Source organism: Diplocloster agilis (assembly GCF_019042275.1).
Lineage (GTDB): Bacteria > Bacillota > Clostridia > Lachnospirales > Lachnospiraceae > Diplocloster > Diplocloster agilis.
This window is the reverse complement of sequence record NZ_JAHQCW010000004.1, coordinates 160273-176879: the sequence shown is the minus strand read 5'-3', so window position 1 is coordinate 176879 and position 16607 is coordinate 160273. Positions and strand designations below refer to the sequence as shown.

At 48.8% G+C, this 16607-nt stretch carries 9 protein-coding genes; 6 read left to right on the top strand and 3 right to left on the bottom strand.

Annotated elements, in window-relative coordinates; genetic code table 11:
- Positions 1-48: 48 nt before the first annotated feature.
- The 3 genes from KTH89_RS04195 to KTH89_RS04185 are packed head-to-tail and all read left to right on the top strand — an operon-like array spanning position 49 to position 2545.
- A complete protein-coding gene (locus tag KTH89_RS04195) occupies positions 49-1533 on the top strand; it encodes a sensor histidine kinase (RefSeq protein ID WP_158342355.1) in 1485 nt (494 codons plus the stop codon).
- Entirely contained in the window at positions 1496-2080 is a 585-nt protein-coding gene (locus tag KTH89_RS04190; RefSeq protein WP_238720713.1) for a response regulator transcription factor, read from the top strand. The genes KTH89_RS04195 and KTH89_RS04190 overlap by 38 nt, the downstream gene beginning before the upstream one ends.
- Positions 2081-2116: 36 nt before the next feature.
- Positions 2117-2545 carry a hypothetical protein gene (locus tag KTH89_RS04185; RefSeq protein ID WP_158342354.1) on the top strand — a complete coding sequence of 143 codons (429 nt, stop codon included), beginning with the start codon at positions 2117-2119 and terminating at the stop codon, positions 2543-2545.
- A gap of 7 nt (positions 2546-2552) precedes the next feature.
- On the opposite strand, the gene KTH89_RS04180 is transcribed toward KTH89_RS04185, so the two are convergent.
- Positions 2553-3977 (bottom strand): GntR family transcriptional regulator, encoded by a 1425-nt coding sequence (locus KTH89_RS04180; RefSeq protein WP_238720711.1) that lies wholly within the window; start codon positions 3975-3977, stop codon positions 2553-2555.
- 366 nt (positions 3978-4343) lie between these two features.
- Between KTH89_RS04180 and KTH89_RS04175 the strand changes: the two genes are divergently transcribed.
- Positions 4344-7532, top strand: coding sequence for a PAS domain-containing hybrid sensor histidine kinase/response regulator (locus tag KTH89_RS04175; protein ID WP_158342352.1), 3189 nt, complete (start codon positions 4344-4346; stop codon positions 7530-7532).
- A 71-nt stretch (positions 7533-7603) separates the two neighbouring features.
- Complete coding sequence (locus tag KTH89_RS04170) at positions 7604-9730, top strand: sensor domain-containing phosphodiesterase (RefSeq protein ID WP_238720710.1); 2127 nt, start codon at positions 7604-7606, stop codon at positions 9728-9730.
- 10 nt (positions 9731-9740) lie between these two features.
- Here the strand turns inward: KTH89_RS04170 and KTH89_RS04165 are convergent, their stop codons facing one another.
- Entirely contained in the window at positions 9741-10061 is a 321-nt protein-coding gene (locus tag KTH89_RS04165; RefSeq protein WP_158342351.1) for a TfoX/Sxy family protein, read from the bottom strand.
- 36 nt (positions 10062-10097) lie between these two features.
- A complete protein-coding gene (locus KTH89_RS04160; RefSeq protein WP_158342350.1) occupies positions 10098-10820 on the bottom strand; it encodes a DUF5131 family protein in 723 nt (240 codons plus the stop codon).
- A 338-nt stretch (positions 10821-11158) separates the two neighbouring features.
- Here KTH89_RS04160 and KTH89_RS04155 point away from each other — a divergent pair, with 338 nt between their 5' ends.
- Complete coding sequence (locus KTH89_RS04155) at positions 11159-16591, top strand: bacterial Ig-like domain-containing protein (RefSeq protein WP_238720708.1); 5433 nt, start codon at positions 11159-11161, stop codon at positions 16589-16591.
- Positions 16592-16607 lie beyond the last annotated feature (16 nt).

The window sequence follows — 16607 nt, the reverse complement described above, 5'->3', positions numbered from 1 at the left end:
TTGGGAATAGTAGGTTTCAGACAACGGTGAAAGGGGACGGTCAGGGAGATGTTGCAAAATACGGAGCATGCGCCTCAGGGACTGCCAGGTGAATTTTTACTGGTGTTTACACTTCTGATTTGGATCCTGTTCATTTTGATCTATTTGTCGAATGTAAAAAACAAGCTGAACTTCTGGTGCTTTCTGAGCGGAATGTTTTTCAGTATGGGTGTATTCAAGGAATATCTTTATTTTACTCTGAATCCGTACTTGATGTCGAAACAGGTTCCATGGATGACCGAATCTTTTTCCCTATCAGTTTATTCCGTGTTCACAGCTATGCTGTACTATTTTGCCATGCCTGCGGTCATGGTATTTAGTTTTCATTTCTGCCATCTGGATGAACGCCATCCCAGGTTATTCCGCTGGGCGCAAGTCCTGGTCTTTGTGCCTTGCGCGGTATACGCGGTTTTTTGCCCTTATACCAGAACCAGATATTATCAGCTTCAGGTGCCGGAATATTATATTTCGGTTGCCGTTTACAATTGGAGCTACGGTATCCTGAGCACCTTTATGATCGTCAGAACTCTGCTGGCGGAGCGGTTGAGTAACCGCTACCGGCAGAGGAAGATGGTGGCAGTCATTATTCTGCTGCCGATCTGGTACTGGCTGATCAGTGCGTTTGCTATTCATATCCTGGGATTGCATAAGTACTTTAAGGCATGGCAGGGGAATATGCTGATTATCCTGATATTGATGATTTATTATCTTTACCATGTGTTCCGGGACGGGATCTGGGGGACCAGACTGCGGCGGGAGACCTACGACTGGACCGGCGATTCCATGATTATACAGAAAAATGCCCAGTACGTAGGACATGCGCTGAAAAATGAGGTTTCCAAAATCCGGTGGTGTGTGCAGCTGCTTCAGGTACAGGAATCCGAGGAAAAAGAGGACATCCTGAAGATTGTGGAACGTTCGGTCAACCATCTGGAAGAATTTATCAACCGGACGAAGATCTATTCCGATCAGATTGTCGTGCATCTGTCGGAGTGTGATATAGCGGAGGTGTTCCGGCAGTGTATGGAGGAACAGAAGAAATTCCATAATAAGGAAATTACAATCGGTATCGCAGCATGTGACGATACCCCGCTTCTCTGCGACCGGGCGCATCTGATAGAGGTCCTGAACAATCTGATCCGCAATGCCTATGAAGCGATCAGTGAAAAGGGGGAGATAAGTCTGTCCTATGTGCGGTATCCCCGGCAGCGAAAAGCGGAGATCCGGGTCACGGATAACGGCCGCGGGATTCCGAAAGAAGCGGTCGAAAATGTGTTTGATCCATACTATACGACGAAAGCGATGGATTCCCACATGGGATTAGGGCTATATTATTGTTATAATGTGATGGAAGAACATGACGGATGTATCCGTATTGCAAGCGAGCCGGGAAAAGGAAGCAGCATTTCCCTGTATTTTCCGATAAAAGTAAAAAAGAAAAGAAGAAGGTGGAAGCGTGTCGCCTGTGATCAAAGTGCTGGTGGTAGAGGATGACCAGGATTTTCGGTATCTAATCCAGAAAATGATAAATAAAGAAGCAGATATGCAAGTGGTAAAAGCCTGTGGGACAAGGCAGGAGGCGGTCCGCCTGGCAGTGGAAACCGAGCCGGACATCGTGCTGATGGATCTGAACCTGTCCGATCTGGAGCTGGAAGGGATCGAGGCTTCCAGGGAAATACGAGTTTCCACCGGTGCGAAGGTAATCATTCTGACCGCCATTGAGAATCCGGCGTTAGTGATCGATGCCAGTGTCAAAGGCTTTGCCTCCGGTTATGTGTTCAAAAGCCAGTTTGAATCCCTGGTACAGACAATCCGGGGAACCGCGACCGGATATACCCCTCAGGAGTGCCTGATCCGCGCCGCCGTCCTATCGGTGTTATCTCCGGCGGAACAGTCGGTATTGGAATACATCATGGGGAATACGGGAGGAATACAGTCCTCCGCCAAAACGATATCGAACCAAAAGACGTCGATCCTTAGAAAATTAGGCTTGAGAAACCAAAAAGAGCTGCTCCATGTCATGTCGAAATACGGCGAATGAGATGAATTTGCCGTGATAGTGAAGGGGGAGAAAGTTATGAAAATCAAATTTAGAATTTCTATTGGGATCATTATAATGATGATGATAGGCATAGGTACTACCCTTTACGGAAACTATTCTATAGATTGCAGACCCTTTCAGAATATAAAAAGTAAAGATTATGATTGGATCGTAATTGACACAAATACCGGAGCGATAATGATTAGCGATACCGACGATAAAAATGAGTTGGCTTCCATTATAGATGATACCGTCATATATCCGCGCAGATTTAGCAGCTTACTAGAAACGGATAAAAAACATTTGAATATTTTCATTTATAAGGACAATAAAATCAAAAGCGAGTTAGATTATAATATAGAAGATAATGTTGTCTATGGAAGATACTTTTGGCTTGGACTGAACAATCATAAATTTCATGATTACATCCAACAAGTGTTATATCCGTCTCATATCCATTCTTAAGCTGTCCCTATACCAGCTGATCCTCCTGAAAACCAAGCTCCAACAGCATCGTTTTGGACCCCTCGAGGCTGAGTTCCACCAGCTCCGAAAGTCCGTCGGCGAAGCGCTTTGCATCGCGGCGGCGAAGGGCCTCCCGAAGCCTCGCGGTATGTACCTCGTAAAATCTGCCGGCATCCAGTTTTTGAGAAAATTGGTGCAGGGCGTGGCCCCATTGCAGCAGCTGACAGAGCTGGCGGTACACCTCCCGGATGAAGGCGGAGGGGCTGTTCGTTCCAATGAACAGAAGGCAGGTTTTAGCGGTCAGGTAGGTCATGCCCCCCTTAACAAGCCGGCTAAGCTCCTGGTCAAGCGCCTGAAAATCCCTGCCGTCCAGGGAAGATAAGGTATTTACCGCCACATTCCTACAAGTCAGGGCGCAAAGCTGCATGGACTGCAGCAGCAGGAGAAGGCTTTTCCGGATCTGCAAATGGGAAAAGTTGGGCGGGCCGGCAAGCCTTGCGGAAATCACCCGGGTTCCGATGCCATTTTCCGATTTGGTGACGTGGATTTCGTTCAAAAGATCCAACGTCCGACGCATAGTGATGAGGGAAACGCCGTATTCCCGCGCAAGCATTTGACAGGAAGGCAGAAGTTCCTCCTGTTTGTAGACCCGCGCATCTATCCGGCTCATCAGCTCAGCGGCCAGCGTGTAGCATAGCTGCGGGTGATCTCTGTAAATCTGCCACTTAAACGGTACCGGCTCCACCGGCTGTTCGGTATCGATCAGGCCGGCCAGGCTTCGAAAGAACATCTGCGTGACATTCTTGCTGAACGCCTGGGAGATCTCCAGCGCTTTTTCTGTATTCCCCTCTTCGATCGGATGCAACATCTGCTCCATGTGCTTTGACGCGACGTCCAGATCTTCAAAATTAGCGGATTTCTGAAGGTAGGGCGTCTGAAGATAACGGACGATTTCCCAATGCAGATTCACCGCCAGCGGATTGTTCAGCGGCCGCATGACTTCCGCATAGAACATGATAAGCTGTTTGACCGGGTGTTTTTTGTCCTTTTGCAGTTGAGACCGGATTTGTTTGATCGAATCTTCCGTTTGCTTTTCCAGATACCGGTGAACGATGGGGTCGAAAATAATATATGCATTCCGGCATATGTCGTCCATGCCCTCTTTGCGGGAGAGATAAGCAGTCCGGTACCGCTGCTCCTGCTGTTCGTCCGGGCGGTAGATCACGGTACTGCGCTTGCGCTCGGTGGTTTCTAAGTAGCCCTCCTCACGCATCCGGATCAGCGCGGTTCGGACAGTGAGGGCGCTGACCTGGAACTGCCGGCAGATATCGCTGATGGAAGGAAGACGGTCGCCGAACAGATAATAACCGAACAGAATCCGGGATGTAAAGTAATCATAGATAATATCGGCCATACTGTTATTTTGCACCATGCATCCTCCCTCTCTTAAGGTCTTACAAGAAACCTTCTCTTAACGTCTTATAGTTCCCTGAGTTTCCGTCTATACACCGAAATTGAGCCTTTTATTTTCCTGATTTTTAGGAGTTAAGTATAGCACAGATTAAGGCAGAAATCCATAATGCAGGCCGGGAATACGGGATCTTGGGCCGGTATGTAATGGTTATTGCATTTGCTAATCAAACAAGCTATAATAAACTGATAGAGAAATGAGCAAGGTAAAAAGAGGCAAAGCGAAAACAAAAAAGCAAAGCGAAAACAAAGAAGCAAAGCAAAAATAAAAAAAGCATAGAGAATACAAAAAGTATAAAGAATACACCGAAGGAAAGGTTATAGCAAGATGTTGGATAAGAATGAGGAGAATGCTAAGCAGCTGGAAAGGCAGGCGGCGGCCGATTATGAATACAGCACCCTGCTGCGTCTGCTGAATGTCGGCGTCAGTAAGCATCTGCTGGACGGACATTTTACGCTCGTCTGGGCGAACAGCTTTTTTTACGACCTGATAGGCTATCCGCAGACGGAATTTAAGGCCCGGTTCCATAACCGGCCGGACGAATACTTCTATAATAACCCCGAGGGCTTACGGCTCCTGTCGGAGTCCGTAGCGGACGCTATGGCCAAAGGAGAAAAGGGCAATTCCGCCTACCTGCCGCTGATTCATCCCGACGGGAAACCTTACTGGGTCAAGCTGCAGGCAGCCTTTACCGACGAGTATATCGATGGCTGCCAGGTAGCCTACACCACTTTGACCGACGTGACCGAGATGATGCAGGCCAGGCAGGAATTTGAAAAGCTGACCCAAGAACAGGACATGCTTATGAGCGCCTTGAACGTAAGCGTCAGCAAGCACCTCATCGACGAGCATTATACCTGCGTGCGAGCCAACGAGCATTACTACCGTCTCATCGGATACTCAAAAGAAAAATACGAGACCTTGTTTCACAACCATCCCGACGAATTTTACAAAAATAACCCGGAAGGCTGGGAGATGCTGACTCAGAAGGTGAATGAAGTCCTGACGCAGGGCGGCGATCAGTATGAACTGATTGTGCCGATGAAATATGAGGACGGCTCCAGCTACTGGGTCAAGCTGTTCAGCTATTTCACAGACGAATATATTGACGGCTGCCGCACCTCGTACACGGTAATGACCGATGTCACGGAGCTGGTCCAGACGAAAAATGAGCAGGAGATACTGATGCAGGCCATGCGGGTCAGCGTCAGCCGCCATCTGGTGGATGAGCATTTTACGGTGGTCTGGGCCAACGACTTTTATTATGAGCTGATCGGATACTCCAGGGAAGAATATGAGGCCGCCTTTCACAACCACTGCGACGAATATTTCAGGACCAACGAAGACAGCTGGGAGAAAATCCACAATAAGATCAGGGAAATGTACGCGGCGGGAAAAACGAGCTATGAGCTCTTTGTGCCGCTGAAAATTCCAAATGGTTCAACCAGCTGGGTTAAAATGACTGGTTTTTTCACGGACGAGTATATCGACGGAAAAAGGCTGGCCTATACTACCATGGTAGAGGTTACGGATCTGATGCAGATCCAGCAGGAAAAAGCGGTTGCGTATGACAATATCCCGGGCTTTATCGTAAAGCACCGCATTCTCAAGGATAAAATCGTCATGGCCGATGCCAGCGACCGCATCACGGAAATATTTGATGTGGATATGGATAGGCTGGATTCCTTTGATGTCTACGCCGCCCTGGAGCCGGAGAGCAGGGTTATCATCGAAGAAAATCACCCCCGTTTCCGCCGGGGCGAACCCTTTGAAGGGACGATTCACATAAAAGACCGGTATGACCGGGAACGGTGGTTTCGGATTCACTGTACCTGTATTGATTCCATTGCCGACGACCCGGTCTATCTGACGGTCTTCATCGATGTCACCGACATTACCGAGCTGAAGGAAATGCAAAAACAGCTGACGGAACAGAAGACGGCCCTGCAGGACGCGCTTACCGCGGCGGAGCATGCGAACCGGGCCAAGTCGGACTTTTTGTCCCGCATGAGCCATGACCTGCGCACGCCGCTCAATGTCATCCAGGGTATGGCCAGGATTATCGACACGCATATACAAGACCCGGAGCGGATTAAGGATTGCACGGAAAAAATCATGGTCTCCAACAATCTTCTGCTGAGCCTGATTAATGAAGTGCTGGATATGTCCAAAGTGGAAAGCGGCCGGATGCTGCTGGCTGAAGAGAAAGTGAATCTGGCGGAGCTGGTGCAGGACGTGGTGACCATGATACAGCCGCTGCTCCAGGAGAAAGGCCTCCAATTCCAAACCTACGCTGAGCATATCGTCCATGAGACGGTGGTCAGCGATCTGCAGCGCCTTCAGCAGCTGCTGTTGAATCTGCTGTCGAACGCGGTAAAATATACGCCCGAGGGCGGGAGAATTTACCTGGAGCTAAGCGAGACGCCTTCCGGCCGGGCGGACATGGCGCGTTACGAGTTCGTGGTATCGGATAACGGGATCGGTATGAAGCCGGAGTTCTTAAGCCGTGTCTTCGAGCCATTTGAACGGGCGGATGACGTAAAGATCATGTCGGTGCAGGGCACAGGCCTTGGGATGTCCATCTGCAAAAAGATTGCGGAACTGATGGGCGGGACGATCCGGGCGGAGAGCGCCTATGGGAAAGGCAGCAGGTTTACCGTATCGGTCTGTCTCAAAGCAGAGGAAGACGCGGTGGGCGACGATGTATTGGCCGGTTTGCCGGTGCTGGTGGTGGACGACGACGAGATTACCAGCCGCAATACCTGCGAACGGCTTAAAGAGCTGCGCATGATAACGGAAGAGGTCAGAGACGGCCGGACAGCCGTCGCAAAGGTGGAGGAGGCTCATGCCAACGGCCGGGATTATTTCGCGGTTATCCTGGACTACCGGATGCCGGGGCTGGACGGTGTGGAGACAGCCTGGCTCATCCGGGAGAAGGTCGGAGACGGCCTGCCCATCCTCATGCTTTCGGCCTACGATATGTCCGAGCAGATGGATACCGCCAAGCAGGCCGGCGCCAACGGTTTTATTACGAAGCCCTTGTTCCGTTCCCGGCTCGTGTATGAGCTGAAGCGGTTTGTAAGAGGCGCCGTCCCGGAAGAGAAACCGGAAACCAGGCCGTTAATGGGCGGCTCTTACATAGGCAGACGGATTCTTCTGGTAGAAGACAACGCTATGAATCGGGAGATCGCCGTGGAAATTTTGTCGGAGACAGGCGCCGTGATTGACACGGCGGTAAACGGCAGGGAGGCGGTGGAGCGGATAAAGGATTCTCCAGCCGACACTTATGATCTGATATTTATGGACATGCAGATGCCGGTCATGGACGGCTGCACGGCGGCTGAACGAATCCGCGCGCTGCCCCGGGAGGATGTAAAAACACTTCCGATCATCGCCATGACAGCCAACGCCTTCGCGGACGACCGTCAAAAGACAAAAGACGCGGGCATGAACGGGCATCTGGCTAAGCCCCTTGATTTAGACCAGCTTCACCGGCTGCTGGAAAAGTGGCTTTGAGCGCTGTGATCATCCGGGAGGCGCGTTTTTAAGCCGGACCGGACTAAGAAGCAGAAAATCCTGAGAAGGGAATGGTGATTGCGGTGGGAGACGCCTTTTTTGAGCGCTTAATTATCGAACGGCAGGATTTAATCGCATATGCCAGTGACACGGATACCTATGAAATTCTGTATATGACCCAGGCGGCGGCAACGCTGTGCGGTTGCAGGAACGCCGGGGAATGCTATGGGAAAAAGTGCTATGAACTGATTCAGGGCCAGGACGCTCCCTGTCCTTTTTGCACAACCGGAAAATTAGCGGTGAACCAGAACTACCGGTGGGAGCATTTTAATGAAAAACTGCAAAAATGGATGGATATTACAGACACCCTGGTTGCGTATAAAGGGAAAAATGTCCGGCTTGAATTCGCCCGGGATATCACCGAGCAAAAGGTAAAGTTCGACCGGGTTTCCAGCCGCTTGACTGTGGAGGAAACACTGGTAGCCTGCATCCAGACGCTCTCCGGCGAGCCGGACGTCACAGTTGCGGTAAACCGTTTTTTGGAACTGATCGGCCGCTTTTATGCGGCGGACCGGGCGTATATATTTGAATATAGCAAGGACGCCATCTGGAATACGTTTGAGTGGTGCGCGCCCGGCGTATCGCAGGAGATGGAGAACTTGCAGGGAATCCCTATGGATTACATCGCGCAATGGAACGAAAAATTCGAGTCCGTGGGGGAATTTTATCTTACTTCCCTGGACAAAAATTATTCGGTAGATTCTCCGGAATACCGTATTTTAAGTGATCAGGGCATTAAAAGCCTTTTGGCTGCGCCGCTGATGAAAAAAGGGAAAATCATCGGCCTTTTGGGCGTTGACAATCCCACGGGAAATGCGGACGACTTATCCCTGCTGCGCAGTGTATGCAGCTTTGTGCTGGATGAGCTGGAACGGCGCCGGCTGACCCAGGAGCTGGAACGGGCCAGCTATACGGATTTGCTCACCGGTCTGAACAACCGCAACTGCTACATAAAAAAATTAAAGCAGCTTTCCCTTCGGGATTTACACTCCTTTGGCGTGATCTATATCGACATCAACGGCATGAAAAAAATCAACGACAGCTTCGGCCACGAATATGGAGACCGGGTAATCCAAAACGTGGCGGAATTCCTGAAAGCGCATGCGGCGGCGGATGCTTACCGGGTGGGCGGAGATGAATTCGTGGTGCTTTGCGAAGATATTCAGCAGTGGGACTTTCAGATGCTCACGGAGGAACTGCGCCAGGATTTTGAAAAGATGGAGGACTATGACGTATCCATTGGCTGTACCTGGAAGGAGGGGAATATCTCCGTCGGTGATGAAATCATGCGTGCGGATGATCTGATGTATGCGGAGAAACAGGGATATTACCACTATGTCCTGCGGGGCGACGGACGAATCCGTACCGGCAGTGCGACGGAAATTCTGCGGGATATCGGGGAGCACCGGTTCGTTGTTCACTACCAGCCCCAGATCAGTCTGAAAACCGGCCGGATTGTGGGAGCAGAAGCCCTGGTCCGAAAACGGGGGGAATCCGGACGCCTGATTCCGCCGAACTACTTCGTCCCCTATTATGAACGGGAACGGGTTATCAGCCATTTGGATTTGCATGTGTTTCAGACGGTATGCCAAGATTTTCAGAAATGGAAACAGCAGGGCATCGAAACCAGCCTCTCCTCTAACTTTTCCCGGGTTACCCTGATGGCCCCCGATATCGTGGAGCGGCTTCGGCGGATTGCCGGGCTATATGGAGTTCCCGCGGAAAAACTCACGATTGAAGTCACCGAGAGTATCAATAAAATGGAGCCGGTGCAGCTGGCCGCGCTGATGAAACGGCTGTCGGAGGAGGGGTTCTGCGTTGTGTTGGACGACTTTGGCTCTAATTATTCGAATCTGTCCATTCTGACTAAGCTTCGATTCGACAAAATTAAATTTGACAAATCTCTGGTGGAGGAGCTGGACAGCAACGAGCAAAGCCGCATTATCATGAAACATGCGATGCAGATCTGCAAGGAATTGTCCGGAACACAATCGCTGGCGGAAGGAATCGAAACCGTAGAACAGTTAAGGATGCTGCGGCAGTATGAATGTGAATATGGACAGGGGTATTTCTTTGCAAAACCCATGACGGCGGAAGCATTTTTTGAATTACTGCAAAAAGAACAGGAGGACTTTTAATCTCCTGGGTTTATTTCTTCCTTTTCGGCTTTGGCGCGGGCAGCTCGTCACAGGTGGCTTGGATGAACCTCGCCATCAGTTCCTTATCGTCCACACAGTCAATCAAAAAGTGCGGTTTTGCGCCGGCGTAGGGAGCCGCTTCCTGGAAATCCGGATAGAGGGCCGCGCCCGCTTCGGTCTTTTTCACAAAAAACTGGTTGTCGCAAATTACGCCAATCACTTTGCCGTCGCAGTAAATACCGTACTCCCCAAACATTTTCTTATAGGCGATGCTCCCGGCGCCGCCGATCTGATCACAGACATATTCTACAAAGTCCGGACTTGAAGCCATTAATATCACCTGCCTTTTGTCTTTGCGTTTATAAGATCAAAACAGCCGTTTTCCGTCTGAAATATCAATACCAAGCTCTTTCGCCATGCCGGTCTGCTTATATGGATTGATTCTTTCGACAATGCCGTCATGTCTGAACAGTGAACCTGTATTCTTAAACCAAAAGGTCACATTCGCTTTTACACATTGCTCCCGTATATTTAACACCCATTCATAATCACATTCGCGGGCTTCACGCCCCGTTTCGCCCCCGGCGGTGACATGATCCACCCCGTGAAGATAGGGGGTTAAATCGATTGCCTCCAAAAGCGGAGCGCAGGCGATGAACCGCCGCTTCATCGGATAGGACAAAAACAGGGGAAGCCGGTAGTCGGCCAACGCCTGGTTTTCTACCGTGCAGCCAATGTTCACATTATCATAGCCCTCGCCCCAGTCGGCGGGGAGGGACACCAAAAATCGGTCAATCCGCTTTGTCAGGATCAGAAAATCGATATCCGTCCGTTCCCGGATCATAGCCCATGCCTCTTTACGCCATTCGTCTGCTTCCGGCAGGAAAAAGTCGGTGGCAAAGCAGGTGGCGAGAATTTTATTCCCTTTGATGTTGTATTCGCCTTTTTTATTTCTTCTTATGGGCCAGTCGAATTTATCTGTTTTTAGAATCGTATTCTGCCCATAACGTTTTGCATACGGCCCATAAAAATAACAGTTTGCGCAGCCGTCACTTATTCTGTAACAGCCCGTCCATGGTTCCCAGTTCATAGGCAGCCTCCTTTTTTCTAAGTATCCTCTTCTTCCAAAATATTATAGATTAATTTTCCGTTTCCTCATAGTAAAAAAACGACATTAGTGTAGAAGCATTAATGTAGAAGCGTGTCATCGGGATCTGAAAGGGCATAGGACATATTTCTGAATTGCCTGGGAGTCATTCCTATTCCTTTTTATTACCTCCGCAGACGAAACTTCGATTCAACAAAAGCAACCGTTGAGATTTCTAATTAATTAGTTAAATGCCTAATTTTTAATATTTGCCTGAAAGTATCGGACCTTTATAATAATTTATATAGAAACTGATGTACATTCAGATTGGAGGAAGGGAAATGAGGAGGCTTTTAACTATTATTTTGGGCGTGACTTTGCTGCTGGGCACTTTTCCGGCAACTGTGCGGGCTGGAAATAATGACGTTTCATCAGGGACAGAGAAAGAGTTTTATGTATCCCCTGATGGAAATGACAGTAATGCCGGCACAAAGGAAGAACCGTTCAAAACGGTTGAAAGGGCGAGAGTGGAAGTGGCAAAATTTAATCAGAATATGACGGCGGATATAGTCGTATATCTGATGGATGGAGTCTACTATCAGGACAAGTCACTTACGTTTGGAACCGGTGATTCCGGTACAAACGGATACAAGGTGAGGTATGAAGCATACCAAGATGCCAAGCCGGAGATCAGCGGAGGGAAGCAGCTCACAGGAACATGGGAACTGCATGACGCAGAGAAAAACATCTACAAGATACCGGTAGAGGAGGGGCTTAATTTCCGTCAACTCTATGTAAATGGGGAAAAGGGGATCAGAGCCAGGACGGGAGAACCGGGTATATTTGACGGTTCGTCCAGAATTCAGGGCGCCGACAGACTGGATGAAAATGGAAATGTGATACCGGAATGGTGGAGAGATCAGGGAAACGCCGCTGCAAAAGTGCAGGCAGCCGACGGACGGGTGATCGTCCCTGCAGACGGCAGGATCTCGGAAGATATGGACGGCTTGCGCCAGATCGAATTACATATTTTTACTGCTTGGAGCGAAAACATCCTTCGGGTAGATACGCTGGAGAAGATTGACCATTATGACTGCCAGGCGGAAGCACAACATACGGGGAAAGAGGTAGAATGGGACGGCGCCTGTTACAGGCTGAAAATCCAGAATCCGGAAGCGGTAAGGATATTTAACCGTCCGCACCCGGGACTGGACAATTATGCCGGCGGACCCCACTATGCATTCTATTATGAAAATGCATACCAGTATATAGATGAAGACACGGAATGGTATCTGGATACCGATAAAAATATGCTTTATTATAAAGCCCCTGCAGATATGGATATGAGTACCGCATCCGCGGTTGCGCCCGTACTCGATGAAGTTATCGTATTAGAGGGAACTCTGGACAATCCGGTTCACGACATTGTCTTCAAAGGACTGACAGTCGAACATTCCACATGGCTGCAACCCAGCGAAGAAGGGCTGGTGGGCGGACAAGCTTGTCAGTATGTGACATATGGCATATTCGCAAATAACGATATCGGAGTAAAACGAGCAGATGCAGGAATCCGTATCGAAAATGCCGCGCATATCAGATTGGACGGAAATCATATCCGTTTCATGGGCGCTACGGGAATACTGCTGGCTTCCGGAACGAACGAAGTAACGCTGATTAACAATACAGTGGAAGAGACAGCCGGTAATGGAATAGAGGTTGGCAAGTTTGCAGTAGATGAGAATACGGATTACCATACGGCTTATAACCCTGCCGATCTGCGTGAGGTTTGTACAAATGACAGAATCCTGAACAATACGATACATACGATCGGAACCCAATATGAGGGAGCGGTTGGCATCGGAGCCGGTTATGTACAGGGAATCACAATCGGCAATAATACCATATATGACTGCCCCTATTCAGGCATATCGGTTGGCTATGGATGGACATCAACCCCCAATCCTATGAAGCGCAACAATATCTCGCGGAACGAAATCTATCATGTGAATCAGATTGTTTGTGATGGCGGCGCGATCTATACGTTATCGAACCAGGAGCCGGACTCCATGATACTGGAAAATTATATGCATGACAATATGCTTCCGGAGGGTGCGGATTACGGAGCCAACGGTATTTACATGGATGAGCAGACGTCCGGATATACGGTGATGGACAATGTATTGGTATACAGTTATGGCGTCAGCCAGCATATAACAGGCCCTAACAACATGCAGACAAATTACACGTTTTGGGGAAAGGATACCGATAACGGATATGATGCATTTGTAACGGATAAAGTAAAATCGGTCATGGAAAATGCCGGAGTACAGGATCCGTATGATGAAGAAGAATTATTCAAACCGGTCCTTGATGGCGCGGATTATGATCCTTATTATGGGATCCTGAACCTGACCGGCAGGAAATTCGGCAGTGATGCCGGAACGGTGTCAATTGAAACCGAGTCGGGAACGGTCATGTTGACTTCGGACGATATAAAATCCTGGTCCAATGGGGAAATCAGCTTTGTTCCGCCCCAGAATGTGGCCAGTGGAGATATGGTGACGGTTACCACAAAGGATAAGATCACGTCGGCGGCTTATCCCGTAGGGGTGCTTGCGGATAGTGTAACCGAACTGCTGAAGGAAGACTTCGATGGACAGGAGGAAGGGCGGCTGAATGATTCGGATTGGTCGGTCTCTGTAGCGGATAAGGCTTCCATTGTTTCAGGAGAATCCGGAAATTATTTGGAATTAAAAGGCAATGATCCGAATCTGAATGTCAGTAAATTGGATCAAAACGGAACTGTTTTAGCATTTGGCAATAACGTTACACAATTTGATTTTCAATTTCCTCAGGAATTGAGCGGATATACCGGGCTTTATAACACACTCCGGGTAACTGATCAGAAAACGGAGTATACGGCGAATATCCGGCCGGCTTATCAAACGAAGTTAGCCATCGAGCTAAAGGGCCAGGAAGAAGTTAAGGACAATGACAAAGATTTAGAAACAGGAGTATGGTATACCTGCAGAACCATGGTATATGAAAACATGATCTATCTGAGCGTCTTTAAAAAGGGAGACCCGGAACCGGATGGATGGGGCCTGAAAAAGAAGATGGCGGATGAAGTAAAGAAAGATTGCTTATTAAACTTTTCTTTCTATGATCCGTCCGGCAGGAGCGTTTGGATCGATAATATAACAGTATCCAAATATTCCGATGAGAAGAGTAAGCCTGTTATAAGTGGGACGGATTATGATCCCGTTCATCAGATGATTACGATTACGGGACAGGGATTCTCAGATGATACGGGCAGTGTAACCTATAAAACGGCAGATGGCGAAGGCACGGTCGGCGGAGAAAAGATTCTGCTTTGGACGAATACCCGGATCAATTTGATAAAGCCGGAAGATGCCGTAGACGGAGTAGTTTCCGTTACTACCAGCAAAAATATCACGTCCAACCAGGATGTCATTTTGGAATTGCCCGTTCCGGCGGTCTTCTATGAGGAAGATTTCAATGTGCTGACACAGGAACAGTTTGAGGCACAATATGACGTGTCCGTAGCTGAGAAGGCTAACATTGCAGAAGAAACCGGGACGGATGGAAACCGTATGCTCCTGCTCAAGGGTAACGACCCGAATCTGGAGGTCGACCTTCTGAATGATGAATTACAGCATGTTGTATACGGGGAAAATATTACAACTTTTGATTTCCAGTTCCCGCAAGGATCATATTCCTGGTATGGTATGTATAATGTACTAAGGGATACAGGAGCTTCCGTTTTCAGGGTGAATATTAAGCCGGCGCAAAATGTTAAATATTATCTGGATCTCAAAGATATAGGCGAACTGCCGTTAAATGGAAAAGAGATTAAAAACGCGGTCTGGTACACCTGTAAAACAATGGTAAAGGGAAACAGCCTTTATCTGAAAGCCTGGGAAAAATCGGCGCAGGAACCCTCAAACTGGGAACTGGTAAGAGAAATGCCGAATCAGACCGGGAAGGAATGCAGACTGAACTTCTCTTATTATGATCCGGATGGAAGACCTTTGTACATTGATAATATTAAGGTGGAAGTCCTGGATAAGGCGGATGTAGAAAGACGGCTTAACGGTATCGAAATCAAGGCGGAGCCGGATAAGAATATTTATTACATAGACGACGAATTTGACCCTTCCGGACTGAAGGTAAATGCGGTATATAACGATGGCAGCAGCCAGGAACTGGCAGATGGGACTTACACGCTGTCTGGCTTTGAATCCACAGCAGAGGGCGAGAAGGTTATCACGGTGTCCTACCGCGGTTTCACCGCAGAGTTTACGGTTCAGGTTACGCAAAAGCCTGTGATTACGGAAATCAAGATAACACAGCAGCCTTATAAAACGATATATGAACAGGGAGAAGAGCTGGATCTGTCCGGTCTGGTCGTAAAAGCCGTATATGACAATACTACGGAAGAGGTAATATCACTGTCAGACTGCACCGTGGAGGGATTCTCCTCAGACACTGAGGGAACAAAGACGGTTCAGTTAAGCTATCAGGAATTCCATGCGGAATTCACGGTAGAAGTAAAATCCCCCGCAGCGGGTGAAAAAACACTTACGGGTATCAGGATCGATCAGCAGCCGGATAAAACGGAGTACCTGATCGGCGAGGATTTAAATCTCGAAGGTCTTTTGGTAACGGCTATATACGAGGATAATAGTGAAGAACCCTTGGCAGGCGGCACATACTCAGTCACCGGATTTGACTCGGAAACAGAAGGGACGAAGACAGTAACGGTCCGCTATAAGGAACAGACAGCAGATTTTACGGTGCAGGTAAAAGCGGCTGAATTGCCGGAAAAAATCCTTAATATGATCAGGATAGACCAGCTGCCGGAAAAAACAGAGTATTTTATCGGAGAAGAACTGGAAACCGCGGGGCTTTCTGTTACAGCCGTATATGAGGATACCAGTGAGGAGGTCCTGGACCCCGATGCTTATACCTTAACCGGGTTTGATTCTGAGACGGAAGGAACCAAGACAATTACGGTAACTTATCAGGATAAAACTGCGGAGTTCCAGGTAGAAGTCAAAAAGGAAGCGGAACCGACGCCTACGCCGAGTCCGACGCCGACTCCTACGCAAACTCCCACACCTACGCCGAGCCCGACGCCAACCCCTACTCCGACGCCAACCCCGAGCCCTACTCCGACCCCGGATCCCACCCCTGTTCCGGGACAAGCGGTAATCAGTTCGGAAGGAATCAAATACTATATCCTTCAGTCGGTACTGCCGGAAAACAAGAGGAACGAGGCAAACGCCGTACTTGTACAAAATCAGGAATATCAGGGACTGGCCGGACAGTATCCGGATAAAAACAGAATATTTATTGACATATCCGTATTAGATCAGAACGGCGGCCAGATACACGAAACGCAGGGAGCTTTAAAAATCACGGTTCCATATCCTGACCATTCGGACTCCACGAAGGATTTTATCATCTTCCATGTGAAAAACGATGGCCAGGCGGAAAGAATAACCACATTTGAAAAAACGGACAGCGGATTAAGGATTACAGCGGACAGCTTCAGCACTTATGTGATTGGCTGGAAGGATGCCGCCAAACAAGAGAGTCATACGGATAATGGCGGCGGAGAAAGCCATGATTCGGACAACAACGCACAGGGCGCGCAGACAGGCGACAGCGCGGCGCCCGTGATCTGGCTGCTATGCTGCGGAGCGGCGTTAAGCCTGATCCTGATCTTAAGAAAAAGGTCTAGGATCTGATCGGAAGCAGGTTGAA

Coding starts and splice junctions, on each gene's coding strand:
- KTH89_RS04160 (WP_158342350.1), bottom strand. CDS start 10,820: ATGAACTGGGAACCATGGACGGGCTGTTACAGAATAAGTGACGGCTGC.
- KTH89_RS04170 (WP_238720710.1), top strand. CDS start 7,604: ATGGTGATTGCGGTGGGAGACGCCTTTTTTGAGCGCTTAATTATCGAA.
- KTH89_RS04185 (WP_158342354.1), top strand. CDS start 2,117: ATGAAAATCAAATTTAGAATTTCTATTGGGATCATTATAATGATGATG.
- KTH89_RS04195 (WP_158342355.1), top strand. CDS start 49: ATGTTGCAAAATACGGAGCATGCGCCTCAGGGACTGCCAGGTGAATTT.
- KTH89_RS04165 (WP_158342351.1), bottom strand. CDS start 10,061: ATGGCTTCAAGTCCGGACTTTGTAGAATATGTCTGTGATCAGATCGGC.
- KTH89_RS04180 (WP_238720711.1), bottom strand. CDS start 3,977: ATGGTGCAAAATAACAGTATGGCCGATATTATCTATGATTACTTTACA.
- KTH89_RS04155 (WP_238720708.1), top strand. CDS start 11,159: ATGAGGAGGCTTTTAACTATTATTTTGGGCGTGACTTTGCTGCTGGGC.
- KTH89_RS04175 (WP_158342352.1), top strand. CDS start 4,344: ATGTTGGATAAGAATGAGGAGAATGCTAAGCAGCTGGAAAGGCAGGCG.